Below are 17,003 nucleotides of genomic sequence, written 5' to 3' on the forward strand. Positions count from 1 at the left end.
AATTAAACATTTTCTATGATTAATAAAATCATTGATTTTTCAATCAATAACAAATTTATAATTGGTTTGCTAACGCTTACCATTGCAGCAGCAGGTATTTGGAGCATGACCAAAGTACCTATAGATGCTGTACCAGACATTACCAACAACCAAGTACAAGTAATTACCCAAGCACCTAATTTAGGCACCGAAGACATTGAACAAATAATAACCTATCCTGTGGAAATTGCGATGAGTAATTTACCAGGCGTTCAAGAAATTCGTTCTATTTCTCGTTTTGGTTTATCGGTCGTTACCATCGTTTTTAACGACGATATGGGAACTTATTTACCGCGTCAATTAGTTGCTGAAAAACTGAACGAAGTGCAAGGAGAAATTCCAACCGGATTTGGCAAACCTTCCATGGGCCCCATTTCTTCTGGTTTGGGAGAAATCTATCAATACACACTTGAAGTAGCCCCAGCATTTAAAGACACCTATTCAATAACCGATTTGCGAACCATGCAAGATTGGATTGTACAACGTCAAATGGCGATGGTAAAAGGTGTGGTTGAAGTGAATGCTATTGGCGGAAAAATTAAGCAATATGAAGTAGCGGTAGATCCAGACGAATTAAAAGCCATCGGAATAACCATTACCGATGTTTTTGAGGCATTGGAAGCGAACAACCAAAATACAGGAGGTGCGTATATTGAAAAAAATCATCAAGCCAATTTTATTCGTGGGGAAGGTTTGGCGAGAAGTTTAGATGATATTAAGAAAATTGCTGTTAAAAACACGAATAACATTCCGATTACTATTGGAGACATTGCTACGGTTCAATTTGGTGCTGCTATTCGATATGGAGCAATGACCCAAGATGGTACTGGCGAAGTTGTTGGAGGCATGGTGATGATGCTTAAAGGTGCAAATTCTAACGATGTAATAACCAACGTAAAGCAAAGAATGCTAGAAATTGAAAGTTCTTTGCCAGAGGGTGTTACTATCGAGCCCTTATTAGATCGAAGTAAATTAATAGCCGAAACAACTACTACAGTTTCTAGAAACCTTATGGAGGGCGCATTAATCGTTATTTTTGTGCTGATTTTTCTATTAGGAAATTGGCGTGGTGGTTTAATTGTCGCTTCCACTATTCCGTTGTCTTTATTATTTGCTTTTATTCTTATGAATGCCTTCGGTGTTTGGGCAAACTTAATGAGTTTAGGTGCTATCGATTTCGGAATTATTGTGGATGGTGCCGTAATTATTGTAGAAAGTACCGTTTTTCTAATAGCGTCACAAGTATTAAAAAAGAAGAAATTAACGAGTAAAGAACGTGATGGTGTTGCTTCAAAAGCTTCAAAAAAGATGATGAATGCTGCCTTCTTTGGGCAACTTATTATTCTGATTGTCTTTTTACCGATTCTAGCATTAGAGGGTATTGAAGGAAAAATGTTTAAACCCATGGCGTTGACTTTTATTTTTGCCATGATTGGTGCAATGATTCTTTGTTTAACCTATGTACCAATGATGTCTGCCTTAATTTTAAGAGCTCCAAAATCTGACAAAAAATCGTACGGTGATAAATTTGTGCATTGGGTAGAACGCAAATACCAACCATTATTAGAAAAAGCTTTAAAAAAAGGCAAATGGATTGTAGGTATTGCAGTTGTTTTATTCGGAATTACTGTGTTTATGTTCTCTAAAATGGGTGGTGAGTTTATTCCGCAATTAGACGAAGGTGATATTGCATTTCATGCCATTTTAAAACCAGGAAGTTCTCTGACAGAAACCATTGAAACAACTACGAAAATAGAGCAAATTGTGAAATCAGAATTTCCAGAGGTTGTAAAAATAGTAAGTCGTATTGGTGTTGCAGAAATTCCAACCGACCCAATGCCAATGGATATTGCAGATGTTTTTGTAATTCTGAAGCCCAAAAGCGCATGGACTTCAGCAACTTCTAAAGATGAGCTGATTGATAAAATTAAGAAAGCGGTAGAAATAATTCCTGGTGTAAATTACGAATTTAGTCAGCCTATTGAAATGCGTTTTAATGAATTATTAGAAGGTGTAAGAGAAGACATTGCTATTAAAGTTTATGGAGAAGACATTAATGTACTCTCTCAAAAAGCACAGGAAATTTCAAAAATAATAGCAGGAACTCCGGGTATTGGAGACATGAAGGCGGAAGCTACTACAGGCTTACCACAAATGACAATTACCTACAATAGAAATAAACTGGCACAATATGGTTTGCAGATAAATACGTTGAATCAAATTGTGCAATCTGCATTTGCAGGAGGAACCGCAGGTGTTATTTTTGAAGGTGAAAAACGCTTTGATCTTGTCGTACGGTTAAATTCAGCAAACCGTAAAGATATTTCAGACATTGAAAACTTGTATATCAATTTGCCATCTGGCGCACAAATTCCGCTTCGTGAAGTCGCAGATGTGAGTTACAAATCGGGCCCGATGCAAATTAGTAGAGACAATACCAATAGAAGAACCTATGTAGGTATTAATGTAAGAGGTAGAGATGTAAAATCGCTAGTAGAAGAAATAAAATTAAAGTTAGATGCACAACTAGAATTACCATCTGGTTATTTTATTCGTTATGGTGGTGCTTTTGAGAATTTAGAACGCGCTAGTAATCGCTTACAAACTGTGGTACCAATTGCGTTACTTCTTATTTTTGTATTGATTTATTTTGCCTTAAAATCGTTACCACAAACATTAATGATTTACATCGCAATACCTATGGCAACCATTGGTGGTGTTGTGGCGCTATGGCTTAGAGACATGCCTTTTAGTATTTCTGCAGGTGTTGGTTTTATTGTACTGTTTGGTGTTGCTGTTTTAAACGGATTGGTAATGGTTAGCGGCTTAAATGAATTAAAAGAAGAAGGTGTGACCAATTTAAAAGACCGAATTATTGAAGGCACAAAACGCCGAATCAGACCGATAATGTTAACAGCTTTTACAGATGTTTTAGGGTTTTTACCTATGGCAATTTCAGCGTCGGCAGGCGCAGAGGTACAACGTCCATTGGCAACGGTTGTTATTGGTGGTTTATTAACATCAACATTATTAACCTTGTTTGTTTTACCAATATTATACCATTGGGTAGAAAATAAAACGTTCCATTTTAAAATGAATAAAAAAGCAATTACAGTTACAGCAGTTTTCGCATTTGTATTCTTTTTGCCAATTTCTGTTAATGCACAGCAATCTAAGAATGCATTGCAAGTAATTTCTATGGAAGATGCCGTGAAATTATCAAAAGAAAATTATCCGATTTTAAAACAACGTCAGTTAGAAATAAAGAAGCAACAATTGTTAAAAAGTACTGCTTTCGACTTCGGTACCACGGAAGTTTTTACTGGAGGAGAAGAATTAAATAGCGGGGTTGGAATTTACACAACCATTGGTGTTGGTCAATCTAATATTGATATTTTTGGAATTTCATCCAAACGAAAATTACAAAAACAACAAATTCAACTTGCAGAAAAAGCTTTTCAACTTTCTGAATTAGATTTAGAATTACAAGTTAAAAAAGCATGGTTAAAAACCTTTAAAGCAAAAAAGAACTATAATTTGTATGAAGAATTAGATACTATTTATATCAATTTTGAAAAATCGGTAAGCTTGAATTATGAAGTAGAAGCCATTTCAAAATTAGAATATTTAGCAGCAAAAAACCAGGCATTGCAAATTCAGAATAAAACAAAACAGGCCTACAGCGAATACATTATTGCCTTACAGCAGTTAAATTTATGGTTTGTTTCTAATGAATTATACACGGTTTTAGATGCGTTTGATGTTGTTGCTACTATTGATTTAAATACTTTTAAAGCAGTATCACATCCTTTATATATGCTTTCGACTCTAAAAGCTACTGCAGCAGCAGCCAATTATAAAGTAGCAAAAGCAGCCAATTTACCAAAATTTAATTTGCAAGGAGGCTTGCAAAAAGTAAATGGTACCTCAGGGTTTTACGCCTATCAAGCGGGTATTTCTATTCCGTTTTTATCTGGTAAAACGAAAGCACAAATTAAAACGGCGAAAATTGATACCGAAATAGCGAAAGCGAATGTGCTATTTAAACAAAAGGAAGTGCAATCTCAATTATTGCAAGCCAAAGAGAATTATAAAAAATGGAAAACTTCTTGGATCTTTTATAAAGAGAAAGTATTGCCACTTACAAAAGAACAAAAAATGGGTGCTTTATTCGCTTATAAAGAAGGAGAGATAGATTACACAACATTTACACAGCTTATAAAAGAAGCCATTCAATCTGAACTAGAAGCACAAAACGCATTTATAAATTATATCGAAAGTACTTTCGAATTACAATATTTTAAAAATTAGAAAAATGAAATTCAAAATATATAATACTTTAGCAATCGCAGTATTTTCAATGTTACTAATAGCATGTGATCATAAAAAAGACGATGATCATTCACATGACGAAGATGTAAGAACGGAAGAAAAGATAGAAATAGCGAATAAAAAGATTGAAGAAGCGATGCTTTCTGCAAAACAATTTGAAGCTTTACAAATGAAAGTAGGCATTATTGCGTCTCGACAAATGAATGGCTATGTTGAAGCAAACGGAACCTTAGAAGTGCCGCCACAAAGTGAAGCAGCAATAACTTCGGTTGTAGGTGCAAATGTGGTTTCAATTGAAGTTATTGAAGGTGATAAAGTACATAAGAATCAAGTTGTGGCGTATTTATCGCATCCTACTATTATAAAAATGCAAACCGATTATTTGAACGCTTATAGCAATCGTAATTTCTTACAAAAAGGGTATGAGCGTCAGCAAAAATTATATGATGCAGGTGTTGGTTCTGGTGCAAATTTTCAAAAATCTGAAGCAGCATATGAAGCTTCAAAATCTTTGGTAAACGGAATGGGAGCACAGTTAAAATTATTAAACATCAATGCAACAGTTGTTCATAATGGTAAAATTTTGCAACGCATCGCTTTGAGAAGTCCTATTGAAGGATTTGTACAAAAAGTGTCCGTAAAAATAGGTCAATATGTAGCGCCACAAACAGAATTATTCGAAATTGTAAATACACATCATGTGCATGCAGATTTAATGGTTTTCGAAAAAGATGTTTACAAGGTAAAAAAAGGACAAAAAGTAACGTTTGATGTTCAATCTATTCCGAATGAAGAGTTATCAGCAGAAATTTATTCCGTTAGTAAAACTTTTGAAGACAACCCGAAAGCAGTTCATGTACACGCAGAAATTGAAAATAAACATGGTAATTTAATTCCAGGTATGTACATTAAAGGAAGAATTCAAGTGGAGCGTGCCAACACAATGGCATTGCCAGAAAGTGCAATTACAAAGGAAGGTGATCGTTTTTATGTGTTTTCAGTAGAAATGGAAAATAAAGATTGGAGTTTTAAACCTGTGGAAGTTATATTAGGTCAAAAAGATGGAGAATGGATCGCTGTAAAATTTCTCAAAGAGATCTCAGAAAACACCAAATTTGCATATAACAATGCGTATTACCTAATTGCAGAAATGAAAAAAGGAGATACAGCACACGAACATTAGCCTATGAAAACAATAGAAGAACTATTCGCGTCAAAAAATATTCGCATTACGGCAATGCGTTTATTAATTTATAAGTTTCTTACACAAAAACAAGTAACTGTAACTTTAAGTGACATTGAAAATGCTTTTGACAAAGCAGACAGAACCACTTTGTATAGAACCGTAAAAACGTTTGAAGAGAAAGGAATTGTACATCAAATAGATGATGGGACAGGTATAACAAAATATGCACTTTGTGAACAAGGTTGTAGTTGTGAAATTGAAACAGATTTACACCTACATTTCCATTGCAACAATTGCAATACAACCATTTGTTTAACAGATCATAAAATTCCGCAAATAAAAGTGCCAGAGGGTTTTGTTTCAGAAAATGTAAACTTGGTGGTTAAAGGTATTTGTGATAAGTGCAGTAAAAATTAATGCACTTCCGTTGCATAATCTTTTAAGGTAAATTTGAAGTATTTAACAATAAATACAAGATACCATGACTTTCAATTTTAAAATAACGAAATACTTAAAATCAATTTTTAAGGTGGAGTATGAAATGTATGAAAAGGCTATGGGCTCCCAAAATTTAGAATTGGCATGGTATCATTTAGAAAGATTACATATTGTTGGTCAATCTTATCCTTTTGAACATACCTATTCTCATTGGTTGATGTTAAAGTTTGGATTTCGTCTTAAAAATATAAAAGAAGTTTTTGGTCAAGTTATTAGATTGTTAGTAGGTGGTTGGAAATCTTTTATCAATCAGATTCCTAAAGGGAACACTGGTGGTTCAAATGTTCATCCCTTAAAGAAAATGGAGTTACCAAATGACCTTAAATTAGTATTCAAATACTATAAAAAATAACAAATGAAGAAAAAGCAACTCAATTTAAGAGATCTAAAACCGAACGATCTAGAAGAGCACAGTCATGATGATGGGCACAATCACGATAGAGATTCAGTTGGATTTAAAGCCTACATTCCAGCAATTGTAAGTTTTACAATGTTAATGATTGGTATTGGCTTCGATTATTTTGATGTGTCTTTTTTTAAAGGCTGGATTCGTATTGTTTGGTACGGAATCGCTTACATACCTGTCGGACTTCCGGTAGTTAAAGAAGGATGGAAAAGTATTTTAAAAGGAGATGTTTTTACGGAGTTTTTCTTAATGTCTATTGCAACCATTGGTGCATTTGTTATTGGAGAATACCCAGAAGGTGTTGCAGTTATGCTTTTTTATGCAGTTGGCGAGTTGTTTCAAAGTGCTGCGGTAAACAAAGCAAAAGGAAACATAAAAGCCTTGTTAGATGTAAGACCCAAAGAAGCCAATGTTTTTAGAAACGGAAGTATAGAAAGTGTTTCGCCAGAAACAGTTAACATCGGAGAAAAAATTCAAATAAGAGTAGGTGAGAAAATTCCGTTAGATGGTCTTTTAACCTCTGAAAAAGCATCGCTAAATACGGCGGCTTTAACAGGAGAAAGCAAACCAGATAGTATTAGAAAAGGAGCAACTGTATTTGCGGGAAGTATTAATTTAGAAAGTGTTATAGAGGTTGAGGTAACGAAAGAATTTAAGGACAGTTCTATTGCTAGAATCTTAGATTTAGTTCAGAATGCAACCGCTAGAAAATCTAAAACGGAATTATTTATTAGAAAATTCGCACGTATTTATACACCAATTGTCGTGTTTTTAGCAATTGGCGTAACACTACTTCCTTACTTTTTTGTGGAGGATTATGTTTTTAACGATTGGTTGTACCGTGCCTTAATTTTCTTAGTAGTTTCTTGTCCTTGTGCTTTGGTTATTTCTATTCCGTTGGGGTATTTTGGTGGACTAGGAGCAGCGTCTAAAAACGGAATTTTATTTAAAGGCGCTTCTTTTCTTGAGGCTATGACTAAAATAAATACGTTGGTGCTAGATAAAACAGGAACCGTTACCAAAGGTGTTTTTAAAATAACAGCAGTAAAAGCCATTGGTTATGATGAAGCCGAGTTTATGAAATATCTTATGGCCATGGAAACACAATCTACACATCCTATTGCCAAGGCTATTTTAGACTACAAAGCCGAAGGAGCAGATTTTAAAGCTTCTGAAGTTTCTGAAATCGCAGGAAAAGGATTAAAAGGAGTCATCAATGGCAAAACGGTCATCGTAGGAAACAAAGCCTTAATGGAAACTTATAATATTGAAGTGCTGCCAGAAACTGTATCCATTGTAGAATCTATTGTTTTAGTAGCTATTGATGGCAAATTTGCAGGGTATGTAGTACTTGCAGATGAATTGAAGGAAGATGCTAAAGAAACCATTATCAACTTGCAAAAAGTAGGTATTGATACTATTATAATGCTTTCAGGTGATAAAGATGCTATTACTCAAAAAGTAGCAAAAGAATTGAACATCAAAATTGCAAAAGGCGGCTTATTACCAGAAGATAAATTAAATGAAGTAGAAATTTTAAAACAAGATCCAAAAAATAAAATTGCTTTTATTGGTGATGGAATAAATGATGCCCCTGTTTTAGCAGCAAGTGATGTAGGTATTGCAATGGGTGGTTTGGGTAGTGATGTTGCTATCGAAACGGCAGACGTTATCATTCAAACAGATCAACCCTCTAAAGTGGTAAAAGCGATTAAAATTAGTCGTTCTACAAGAAAAATTGTTTGGCAGAATATTACATTGGCTTTCGGCGTGAAAGTAATTGTCTTAATTTTAGGAGCAGGAGGTTTGGCAACTATGTGGGAAGCTGTGTTTGCAGATGTAGGTGTGGCTTTGTTAGCAATCTTAAATGCCGTGAGATTGCAAAGAATGAAATGGAGTTAATTATTGCATCTTTAACGAATGATACATTTATTTAGTTCTTTTTTTTTTGGTAAAATGAAGTTGTTTTGTTGAAATTTCTCTCGATTTTATTCTTTCAAAAATTGATAAAATGAATGAATGCGACGACAATTTTATAATAAATAATTTTTTATAATCTCAATAGTCCCTATATTAAATTATTGCATAAAATATTAAAAATAAAGTAGAATTACTTTAATATAAAGAAGTAGTTTTGCTCTTTTTTTTCAGAAGAATAATTTAGTAACAGATGGATAATTTAATTACATTTTCAATTACAGTTTTTACAGGTTTTTTTGCGATAACAAACCCAATATCAAACATGACTGTTTTTTTATCTTTAACCAGAGGTGAAGATAAAAAAACGAAGGCAGACATTAATAAAAGAGCAAATATTATAGCATTTATAATTGTAACTGTTTTTATCCTTTTAGGTAAATATATATTCGAATTATTTAATATTAGTATTCCTGCATTTAAGATCACAGGAGGTATTTTAATCTTCTTTATTGGTTTCGATATGCTACAATCTAAACAGTCTAACGTAAAGAGTTTAGATAGAGTTGATGAAGATGAAGACATAGCAGTGTCACCATTGGCAATACCTATTTTAGCAGGCCCAGGAACCATTGTTACTGCGATGAACTTTGTGTCTAACGCTGGTAATCTGCAAATATTCTTAGTAATTGCTATTTTCGGATTGATGAGTTTGATTACCTTTTTTACTTTTAGACTAAGTGATCTTGTTGTTAGAATAGTTGGTAATAACGTAATTTCTGTAATTGGAAAAATAATGGGATTAATTATTGCAATTATTGGTACGGGTATGATTATACAGGGAATTAAAATTTCTTTTGATTTACTTTCTAAATAGTTGCTTTTTAAGCGCTAGCTGAAATAAGAAAGGTTTAAAATAAAGCAGCGTTTAATTTGTAAACTAGTCGTAAAGATTTGAATGTTTTTTTTTAAATAAAATTACACAGGCTATTACTATAAAAAAAAGGCATTTATAATCTTTTATAAATGCCTTCTTTCAACTAACTAACCAACTAAAAACTGATAACCACTTCAGTTTACTTTTCTATTGCGGACATTTCCTCTAGCAAAATAAATATTATTTTCACACTTTAATAAGTCAGTTTTCATTATTTTATATGGTGAAATTAGTTTAAAATTAAAGGATAGAAGCTGACATATATCAGTTTGACTTTCTGCGGAATAACCATCCTTCATTTGAGAGTAAGGATTCCCTTAATAAATGGGCGATACAGTAACTTATATTACACAAGAAATTTAAAGGATTTTACAAGTTATTATGCTATATTATAGTTGTATTAAAGAATATTTTTTTAATAACTAGGCTGTTTGTGCAGCGCGTGATTATTAAAATATCTTTTACGCTAACTTATTAAAACATAATTTTTTAACTTCAGATAAGACGTGCTTAATTTTCGAATCAGACAATCCTATATTTTTCATTTTATCGGTAGCATTTATCAATTCTTTCACTAAAATAATATTACTATCTATAAGCTGATGTTTTTCTCTGTTAGTTAATGTTGTTAACGTGGTAACGGGGTACAAAGCCATAGAATCTATGTTTGTTTTTAGTCCGTTATTCTTTGGATAATCCCAACTTAATAAAGTTAAACCAACACATTCTGCATAATCGATAGCATCTTTTGTAAACCTGGTATTGGTTACCAACCAACCTTGTTTTAAATGTGTTTTGTAATTTGGATTTTTATTCCATTGTTCTTGAATGTCTAAAAATCTAGAATTTATATACAGTGGTACTTTTACATTACTTGTGGCTTTTGTATCTGAATGAAATTTACATTCTATTGCATACACGTTTCCATCTTTTTCAGCCAACACATCTATTTCATGAGTAATACATTCCCCATTTAAGATACTACTTACTTGGGTCTTATAGCCTTTTTCTTTTAACAATGCACCCACTAGATTCTCAAAAGGAAAACCGGTTGGTCCTAAATCGAATAGTGCACGTTTTAAGCTGTATCGCGAAGCAGAAACGCTATTGTGTTTTTTTAATAAAGCAAAAGCTTTTTTATAGACTTCATTAGAAGAAATACCATCGTAAATTTTAGGTTGAATTATTTCTACAATAGTTTCAATCTCTTCTTCAGATGCTCCTGTGGCTCGAAGGGAGTTTTTTAATTTTTCGAATGAAAAAAGTTCAATTTTATTGTTCTCTTTTTTAATATAAACTAGTTTCTCCATTATATGATATTGTTTTAAAACCTTAGTATTTCTGTCATTAATCCAAATCGAATAGCAGTTATTTGATGTTTAAAATTAATATTATAGTAATCTGCCCCATGATAAAATTGAACAAACAACCCAATATCTTCTAAAAATTTTGGATGATAATAAAAGGTAAGACTCGCATTGAATCTTTCTAAATCGAAAAAAGCTAAATTATTAAAATTATCTAGCATTAAGGTTGTTTCTGCTTTAAATGAAAATTTAGCTTTCCCAGTTTTATTATTATTATTATTTAAGGGGAATTTAAAAGATGTAAAAGAATTATGCCATCTAAAGCCACTGTAAATAGCTCTCATTTCTTGTAGCATCCATTTTTTAGGATGAAATTCTATAGCACTCTTTATCGTTTTAATTGCTTTCAATTTACTACTATAGGATGTTTTAAGAAAGCCAAATTGCATATAATTAGTGGCAAAATTTCCGGTTTTTATGTTGATAGTTGTATCATCATTGTAAAAATTTCCTTCTTGTCCGTTAGAATGATGTGCAATTCTTCCGAATAATACCAAATAATTAAGGGCTTGTTTTTTACTTGCTAAATAATAAAATGAAATTTGAGGAATATAACTTGGCGTTCTTATAGGGTAAGAATCTTCATTAAACATTCTAATAATTATCTGTGGTGTTAAGATTGCCATAAGTTTAGAGTCTTTTCGTTCTCTAATAACAAAAGACGGATTTAAATTAGCTTCAAATATTAAAGGTGAAATGTTACCAATATCTGTTGGAAAAGTAATAAAACTATCTGCTTGATTGATTAGCGCTATTTTAAATAAATTAAGCTGTGGCAATGTATCAAGAGCTTGTTGCGCAAAGACAATATGTGAAGAACACAAATATAAAAATAAGAGATATGCTTTAACTTTCATTTGATTCGTTTTATTTTATATATTCTTTGCAGTGTTTTCTATGTTTTAATCTTTTTTTTTAGAGCCACTTATAATTCTTGAAATAATTCCTTTTTGGTCTGTAAATTCTGCTATCAATACACCTGCCAAATGGATTCCTATAAATGCTAACAGATAGTAAATACCAAGTATGTGAATTTCTTCCATCGGCTTTTTAAATTCCTTTGGTCCTAATTCTATAATTAGGCCGGTAATAAGTGAAACAATAACACAGATATAAAAAATAATATATGTCCATTTCTGTACTTTATTTTTTGTGGTTAGATTTTTATCCAATGGATTTTGGAACTTCATAGCCCCAAATGCAGGAAGTATAAAACGAACACTAAATAAGCCAACCAAGACATAACCAATGTAAATATGCCAATTCCACATAGGCTGTCTTATTTTCTTAGCCAAAACAATCAATTGATCTTGAGATAAGTTTTGCCCTGTGTCACTCAAATAATCCTGAATAATTGCTGCGACATTATATTTATTCATCCATGTTAATCGTAAAAAAATTGTAATTAATAATAGCATAAATGAAATAGCTATGGACCAATGAATAATTCGATATACTTTAGAATACGTTGTGTTTTCCATAATGTTTGTTTTTTTATTCTGATGTTCTTTTTTGATGTATAATATTGTTTCAGTTTTATTTATAAATTACTTGTATCGTAATAATTGTGTCTTTAATTAAATTAAAACTTGCCTTATTAAAACTTGGCCGGTTGCTTAATCCAAAGTCTTCATAATTTGAAAAACCAATACCTTCTTTAGGTAACGGTAACAAAAATTTTGTATCTAATTTTTCGTTTTTATTTTCATCATGTATTAGTGTAACCGCATATAAACCTTTGGGTAAATTATTAAAGATAGCTTCTGCTTTCTTATTAATAATTGGAACATTTACTTTTCTGTAATACTTTTTAAGTTTTTGATCCGGAATTGAGCCCTCTCTATTGTACAAAGCAACAATAACGGATCCTTTAGAGTTCTCTAAACCATTCGTTTTTATAGTTAATGAGTAAGAATCTATTTTGGTATTGGCTGTAAATACACCAAATAATAAACTTAAAAAAAGTAGTATTTTCATTTTAATTTATTTAAAGTAAACCATGCTGTTAAAGAAAAGACGAATGTAAACATCATTCTAAAAATCATAGCATTTACTGTTTTGAGTTCATAAATCCCATCGTTTTTAATATGAAATTGTAGTGTAATAAAAGCAATAATCAATAGTATTAAAACGAAGATTAATATTGGAAACACTCTTTTATTATTTTTAAAAAAGTAGTAGGCAGCAGCTACATAAAAGAATCCCGAAATAAAATTCGCCCAAACAATAAATAGCACATAATTTCCTTCTTTGGCCCTAATTCCAAACCAGTCAAAAATTACAGAACTACTCATAAACAAAGTAACACATGCAATTATGAATATTATAATCGCACTCGCTTTACGGATAATATTTCTAGCATTCATATAATTATTATTCTAAGTTGTTTTCTTATAACTCCAAACTGCCAATCCATTCATAATAATTGCGTACAGCGATGTTTTAATTAATAGCGGAAGAATATCTGTAAAACCAGAACCTTTAAGCATCACCATTCGCATGACTTCTACATAGTATTTTATGGGATTAAATTCTGTAACTATTTGTGCCCATACAGGCATGCTTTCAATAGGTGTAAACAAACCGCTCATTAAAATAAAAATAACCACAAAAAACCAAGCAATAAACATGGCTTGTTGTTGCGTATCTGTAAAATTTGAAATAAATAAACCGATGCCTAAAATCACTAAAATATAAACAGACGTAAATGCGTATAGAAGTGCTAAACTACCAAGCATAGGAACATTAAAAATTAGTTTCGATAGAAGTAAACCAACCGTTAACAAGGCCATTCCTATTACCCAAAACGGAAAAAGTTTACCAATAATAAACTGGCTTTTTTTAATTGGTGTTACATTTATTTGTTCTAAAGTTCCTATTTCTTTTTCGCGAACAATATTCATTCCCGAAAGAAATAAAGTAATCATAGAAACCAATAAGACCAAAATACCTGGTACCATAAAGGTTTTATAATTTAAGGTTTGGTTATACCAGAATAATGGAATGGTTTCAATCTGTATTGGCTGTATTTGTTGGTCTGAAATTTGAAATAGATCGACTTTTAACTGTCTATTAAAATTTTGTACAATCTGCGTTATATATACGTTTTCAACTCCGGCTGCTGCACCATCAATAGCGTTGATAGTTACTCCTAAATCAATATGCTTTTCTTTTTGTAAATCGCGTTCAAAGTGTAACGGAATATTTACAACAACGTCAATTTCACCTTTTAACATTGCAGAACTTGCTGTTTTTTCAGATGAAAAATTTGTTAAGACATCAAAATAAGTAGACGCATTGAATTTTTCAACCAAAGCTCTTGATGTTATAGAATGGTCGTTATCAATATAACCAAATTTAATATGCTTAACTTCAAAAGTAGCTGCATTAGATAAAATAACTAGTTGTAATAAAGGCAAAACAAAAATGATAGGAAGCATTCCTTTATTTCTAAAGATTTGCTTAAACTCTTTTTGTATGATGTATAGTATTGTTTTCATATTTTTGAATGCTTACTGATGACTAAATATTGCAAACTTTTATTCTAGTCTAATTTTATATTTCTTAATACTTAGTGCAATAAAAAACACCGTCATTCCTACTAAAATTAGCGTTTCTTTCCATATAAACTGTAATCCTACACCTTTTAGCATAATACCTTTTACAATAATGATAAACCATTTAGCAGGAATAATATTACTAATTACTTGAAGTGGCATTGGCATACTTGTAATAGGGAAAATAAAACCAGATAATAATATTACTGGTAGCATTAAGCCCATTAAAGAAATCATCATGGCTGTTTGTTGTGTCGCAGAAATTGTTGAGATTAGAATGCCTAAAGCCAAAGCAGAAACAATAAATAAAATACTTTCTAAACCTAAAAGAAACAAGCTTCCTTGAACTGGCATTTTAAAAATAAAAATACTTAAAACAACTATTACAGCAGCATTAATTATTGATAGAAAAATATATGGAAACACTTTACCTATAATCACCTGAAAAGGTTTTATTGGTGAAACCAACAGGATTTCCATAGTACCTAATTCCTTTTCTCTTGTAATGGAGATAGACGTCATCATTGCTGAAACTAGCATTAAAATAATGGTCATTACTCCAGGAACAAACATGTACACACTTTTTAATTCCGAATTGTATACCATACGTGTTTCTGGTATTATTTGGTACGCAATTCTAATATCTTTATTTAATTCTTTTTGATATTTTTGAAGGATGGCATTCACAAAATTACTTATTGTATTTGCTGTGTTGGGGTCTGTTGCATCTGTAATAATCTGTATTCTTGCGTTGTTCTCTTTGATTAAGTTTTTACTAAAATCTTTTTCGAAACTTAAGACTGCTTTTACTTTTCCTTTTTTAAAAATGGGTTCAATATCAGATTCTTTCTCAATAATTTGTTTGATACTAAAATATTTAGAAGCCGAAATTTTATTGATTATTTCTTTTGTTGTGGCATCTTTAGAATGGTCTAAAATAGCAATGTCTACATTATTGATTTCGTTGGTAATTGCAAAACCAAATAATAAAATTTGCGCAATTGGCATACCAAAGAGAATAAACAAGGAGCGTCTATCTCTAAAAATATGGTAGAATTCTTTTTTTATAAAACCTACAAATCTTTTCATTTTATATTTTTTTATACAGATTTAACTCCCGTTGATCTTGATGATTTTTTAATATGACTCGTGAAACATTTTCTGCTTGAATCTGCGTAATCTGCGGGAAACTTTTACTTCTATTATTCTTTTCTCCCGCAGATCTCGCTGATATTCGCAGATTTTTATAATGTTGACTCACACACATTTCTCTGCTTGAATCTGCGTAATCTGCGGGAAACTTTTACCTCTATTATTCTTTTCTCCGGCAGATGTTCGCAGATTTTTTCATTGATTATGAATATTATATTTCTGCATGTATCTGCGAAATCTGCGGGACATTTTTTCTATAATCCGTTTACTTTTCTGAAAACTCCTTTTGTTATATCTTCTACATTAAAGTTTACCAAAATGCCTAATTTCAATTCTGAAATCTTTAAGTAAGTTAAAACTTGCTTATGATGTACTTTTGATAAAGTTTCAACCGATTTTATTTCAATGATTACTTTATCATTTACCAGTAAATCCAGCCTAAAACCAATTTCTAATTTAGCGCCTTCATAATATACTGGCAATACTACTTGGCTTTTTACGTCTAAACCTTGATTTCTTAATTCGAATAATAAAACAGCTTCGTAAACAGATTCTAATAAACCTGGACCTAATTCATTATAAACTTTAAAAATTGCCCCTCTTATTATATAAGAGATTTCGTTTTCTGTTTTTTCCTCCATAGTTGTTTTTGTTGTTTCTCCCGCAGATTTCACAGATTATCGCAGATTTTTTTCTTCAATGAGTTTCATTTATATTATTTCTGCGCACATCTGCGAAATCTACGGGAAACCTTTAATATTTCTGCGGGAGAAATTTCACCCACGCGCTAATTTTAAAAACACCTCATTCATCGTATCTGCTTTAAACTGTTCTTTCAATTTCTTTGGTGTATCTAAAGCTTCAATTTTACCGTTTACCATAATGGAAACACGATCACAGTATTCTGCTTCGTCCATATAATGTGTAGTTACAAAAACGGTTGTTCCTTGGTTGGCTGCTTTGTAAATCATTTCCCAAAACTGACGTCTGGTAATTGGATCTACGCCTCCTGTTGGTTCATCTAAAAACACAATTTTAGGGTCGTGAAGCAACGCCACAGAAAAAGATAATTTTTGTTTCCAGCCTAATGGCAAAGCACCAACTAATTTATTTGCGACTTCCTTTAATTCTAATTCTTCAATTAAAACAGCCGATTTTTCTTTGATTTGTTTTCTCGACAAACCATAGATCCCTCCAAAAAATGTGATATTTTCTTTGACGGTTAAATCGTCATATAAAGCAAATTTCTGACTCATATAACCAATATTTTTCTTGATGTCTTCCGCTTGCGTAAACACATCAAAACCTGCAACATTTGCTTTTCCTAAGGTTGGTTTAGAAATACCAATTAACATTTTCATAGCGGTGGTTTTTCCTGCACCATTTGCGCCTAAAAATCCGAATATTTCGCCTTTCTCAACCTCAAAAGTAATGGCATCCACTGCTGCAAAATCACCAAACATTTTGGTTAATCCTTCTACTTGTATGACTTTAGTGTTGTTCATAATTTCTAATTTGTCTCATCTATGGCAGTTAAGATGTCTTAATGGTTCTCTAAAAGTTTCACATACTACTATAAAAAAAATATTCTGACTTTATAATAATGCTTAAA

General features: G+C 31.8%; 15 protein-coding genes. 6 read left to right on the forward strand and 9 right to left on the reverse strand.

The window, feature by feature from the left end; all coding sequences use genetic code 11:
• The first annotated feature begins 15 nt into the window (after nucleotides 1-15).
• The 6 genes from ES045_RS04090 to ES045_RS04115 all read left to right on the forward strand — a co-directional run bounded on the left by ES045_RS04090 (nucleotide 16) and on the right by ES045_RS04115 (nucleotide 9,255).
• Nucleotides 16-4,350 carry a CusA/CzcA family heavy metal efflux RND transporter gene (locus ES045_RS04090; protein WP_147112815.1) on the forward strand — a complete coding sequence of 1,445 codons (4,335 nt, stop codon included), beginning with the start codon at nucleotides 16-18 and terminating at the stop codon, nucleotides 4,348-4,350.
• 4 nt (nucleotides 4,351-4,354) lie between these two features.
• The gene (locus ES045_RS04095) at nucleotides 4,355-5,554 is read left to right on the forward strand and encodes an efflux RND transporter periplasmic adaptor subunit (RefSeq protein WP_147112818.1); all 1,200 of its coding nucleotides are present in this window, start codon (nucleotides 4,355-4,357) and stop codon (nucleotides 5,552-5,554) included.
• A gap of 3 nt (nucleotides 5,555-5,557) precedes the next feature.
• Entirely contained in the window at nucleotides 5,558-5,974 is a 417-nt protein-coding gene (locus tag ES045_RS04100; protein WP_147112823.1) for a Fur family transcriptional regulator, read from the forward strand.
• 64 nt (nucleotides 5,975-6,038) lie between these two features.
• The gene (locus ES045_RS04105) at nucleotides 6,039-6,407 is read left to right on the forward strand and encodes a DUF3703 domain-containing protein (RefSeq protein ID WP_147112827.1); all 369 of its coding nucleotides are present in this window, start codon (nucleotides 6,039-6,041) and stop codon (nucleotides 6,405-6,407) included.
• Between the two features lie 3 nt (nucleotides 6,408-6,410).
• The gene (locus tag ES045_RS04110) at nucleotides 6,411-8,363 is read left to right on the forward strand and encodes a heavy metal translocating P-type ATPase (RefSeq protein WP_147112830.1); all 1,953 of its coding nucleotides are present in this window, start codon (nucleotides 6,411-6,413) and stop codon (nucleotides 8,361-8,363) included.
• A gap of 268 nt (nucleotides 8,364-8,631) precedes the next feature.
• Nucleotides 8,632-9,255 carry a MarC family protein gene (locus tag ES045_RS04115; RefSeq protein ID WP_147112833.1) on the forward strand — a complete coding sequence of 208 codons (624 nt, stop codon included), beginning with the start codon at nucleotides 8,632-8,634 and terminating at the stop codon, nucleotides 9,253-9,255.
• A 521-nt stretch (nucleotides 9,256-9,776) separates the two neighbouring features.
• Here ES045_RS04115 and ES045_RS04120 read toward each other — a convergent pair.
• The 9 genes from ES045_RS04120 to ES045_RS04160 all read right to left on the reverse strand — a co-directional run bounded on the left by ES045_RS04120 (nucleotide 9,777) and on the right by ES045_RS04160 (nucleotide 16,896).
• Nucleotides 9,777-10,625 (reverse strand): restriction endonuclease, encoded by an 849-nt coding sequence (locus tag ES045_RS04120; protein ID WP_147112836.1) that lies wholly within the window; start codon nucleotides 10,623-10,625, stop codon nucleotides 9,777-9,779.
• 14 nt (nucleotides 10,626-10,639) lie between these two features.
• The gene (locus ES045_RS04125; protein ID WP_147112839.1) at nucleotides 10,640-11,539 is read right to left on the reverse strand and encodes a hypothetical protein; all 900 of its coding nucleotides are present in this window, start codon (nucleotides 11,537-11,539) and stop codon (nucleotides 10,640-10,642) included.
• A gap of 45 nt (nucleotides 11,540-11,584) precedes the next feature.
• Nucleotides 11,585-12,163 carry a cytochrome b/b6 domain-containing protein gene (locus ES045_RS04130; RefSeq protein WP_147112842.1) on the reverse strand — a complete coding sequence of 193 codons (579 nt, stop codon included), beginning with the start codon at nucleotides 12,161-12,163 and terminating at the stop codon, nucleotides 11,585-11,587.
• Nucleotides 12,164-12,218: 55 nt separating this feature from the next.
• Complete coding sequence (locus ES045_RS04135) at nucleotides 12,219-12,659, reverse strand: DUF2141 domain-containing protein (protein ID WP_147112844.1); 441 nt, start codon at nucleotides 12,657-12,659, stop codon at nucleotides 12,219-12,221.
• On the reverse strand, nucleotides 12,656-12,976 hold the full coding sequence (locus ES045_RS04140) for a hypothetical protein (RefSeq protein ID WP_223267177.1): 321 nt from the start codon (nucleotides 12,974-12,976) through the stop codon (nucleotides 12,656-12,658). Before ES045_RS04140 ends, ES045_RS04135 begins: the two co-directional genes overlap by 4 nt.
• Nucleotides 12,977-13,060: 84 nt before the next feature.
• Nucleotides 13,061-14,182 carry an ABC transporter permease gene (locus ES045_RS04145; RefSeq protein WP_147112850.1) on the reverse strand — a complete coding sequence of 374 codons (1,122 nt, stop codon included), beginning with the start codon at nucleotides 14,180-14,182 and terminating at the stop codon, nucleotides 13,061-13,063.
• Between the two features lie 39 nt (nucleotides 14,183-14,221).
• On the reverse strand, nucleotides 14,222-15,328 hold the full coding sequence (locus tag ES045_RS04150) for an ABC transporter permease (protein ID WP_147112853.1): 1,107 nt from the start codon (nucleotides 15,326-15,328) through the stop codon (nucleotides 14,222-14,224).
• A gap of 317 nt (nucleotides 15,329-15,645) precedes the next feature.
• Nucleotides 15,646-16,032 (reverse strand): GxxExxY protein, encoded by a 387-nt coding sequence (locus ES045_RS04155; RefSeq protein WP_147112856.1) that lies wholly within the window; start codon nucleotides 16,030-16,032, stop codon nucleotides 15,646-15,648.
• Between the two features lie 135 nt (nucleotides 16,033-16,167).
• The gene (locus tag ES045_RS04160) at nucleotides 16,168-16,896 is read right to left on the reverse strand and encodes an ABC transporter ATP-binding protein (RefSeq protein ID WP_147112859.1); all 729 of its coding nucleotides are present in this window, start codon (nucleotides 16,894-16,896) and stop codon (nucleotides 16,168-16,170) included.
• Nucleotides 16,897-17,003: the final 107 nt, after the last annotated feature.

This window comes from Polaribacter sp. IC073 (genome assembly GCF_007997075.1).
GTDB lineage: Bacteria > Bacteroidota > Bacteroidia > Flavobacteriales > Flavobacteriaceae > Polaribacter.

Bases quoted from the DNA above. Each gene is read 5' to 3' on its own strand.
- ES045_RS04090 (WP_147112815.1), top strand. From the start codon at position 16: ATGATTAATAAAATCATTGATTTTTCAATCAATAACAAATTTATAATT.
- ES045_RS04095 (WP_147112818.1), top strand. From the start codon at position 4,355: ATGAAATTCAAAATATATAATACTTTAGCAATCGCAGTATTTTCAATG.
- ES045_RS04100 (WP_147112823.1), top strand. From the start codon at position 5,558: ATGAAAACAATAGAAGAACTATTCGCGTCAAAAAATATTCGCATTACG.
- ES045_RS04105 (WP_147112827.1), top strand. From the start codon at position 6,039: ATGACTTTCAATTTTAAAATAACGAAATACTTAAAATCAATTTTTAAG.
- ES045_RS04110 (WP_147112830.1), top strand. From the start codon at position 6,411: ATGAAGAAAAAGCAACTCAATTTAAGAGATCTAAAACCGAACGATCTA.
- ES045_RS04115 (WP_147112833.1), top strand. From the start codon at position 8,632: ATGGATAATTTAATTACATTTTCAATTACAGTTTTTACAGGTTTTTTT.
- ES045_RS04120 (WP_147112836.1), bottom strand. From the start codon at position 10,625: ATGGAGAAACTAGTTTATATTAAAAAAGAGAACAATAAAATTGAACTT.
- ES045_RS04125 (WP_147112839.1), bottom strand. From the start codon at position 11,539: ATGAAAGTTAAAGCATATCTCTTATTTTTATATTTGTGTTCTTCACAT.
- ES045_RS04130 (WP_147112842.1), bottom strand. From the start codon at position 12,163: ATGGAAAACACAACGTATTCTAAAGTATATCGAATTATTCATTGGTCC.
- ES045_RS04135 (WP_147112844.1), bottom strand. From the start codon at position 12,659: ATGAAAATACTACTTTTTTTAAGTTTATTATTTGGTGTATTTACAGCC.
- ES045_RS04140 (WP_223267177.1), bottom strand. From the start codon at position 12,976: ATGAGTAGTTCTGTAATTTTTGACTGGTTTGGAATTAGGGCCAAAGAA.
- ES045_RS04145 (WP_147112850.1), bottom strand. From the start codon at position 14,182: ATGAAAACAATACTATACATCATACAAAAAGAGTTTAAGCAAATCTTT.
- ES045_RS04150 (WP_147112853.1), bottom strand. From the start codon at position 15,328: ATGAAAAGATTTGTAGGTTTTATAAAAAAAGAATTCTACCATATTTTT.
- ES045_RS04155 (WP_147112856.1), bottom strand. From the start codon at position 16,032: ATGGAGGAAAAAACAGAAAACGAAATCTCTTATATAATAAGAGGGGCA.
- ES045_RS04160 (WP_147112859.1), bottom strand. From the start codon at position 16,896: ATGAACAACACTAAAGTCATACAAGTAGAAGGATTAACCAAAATGTTT.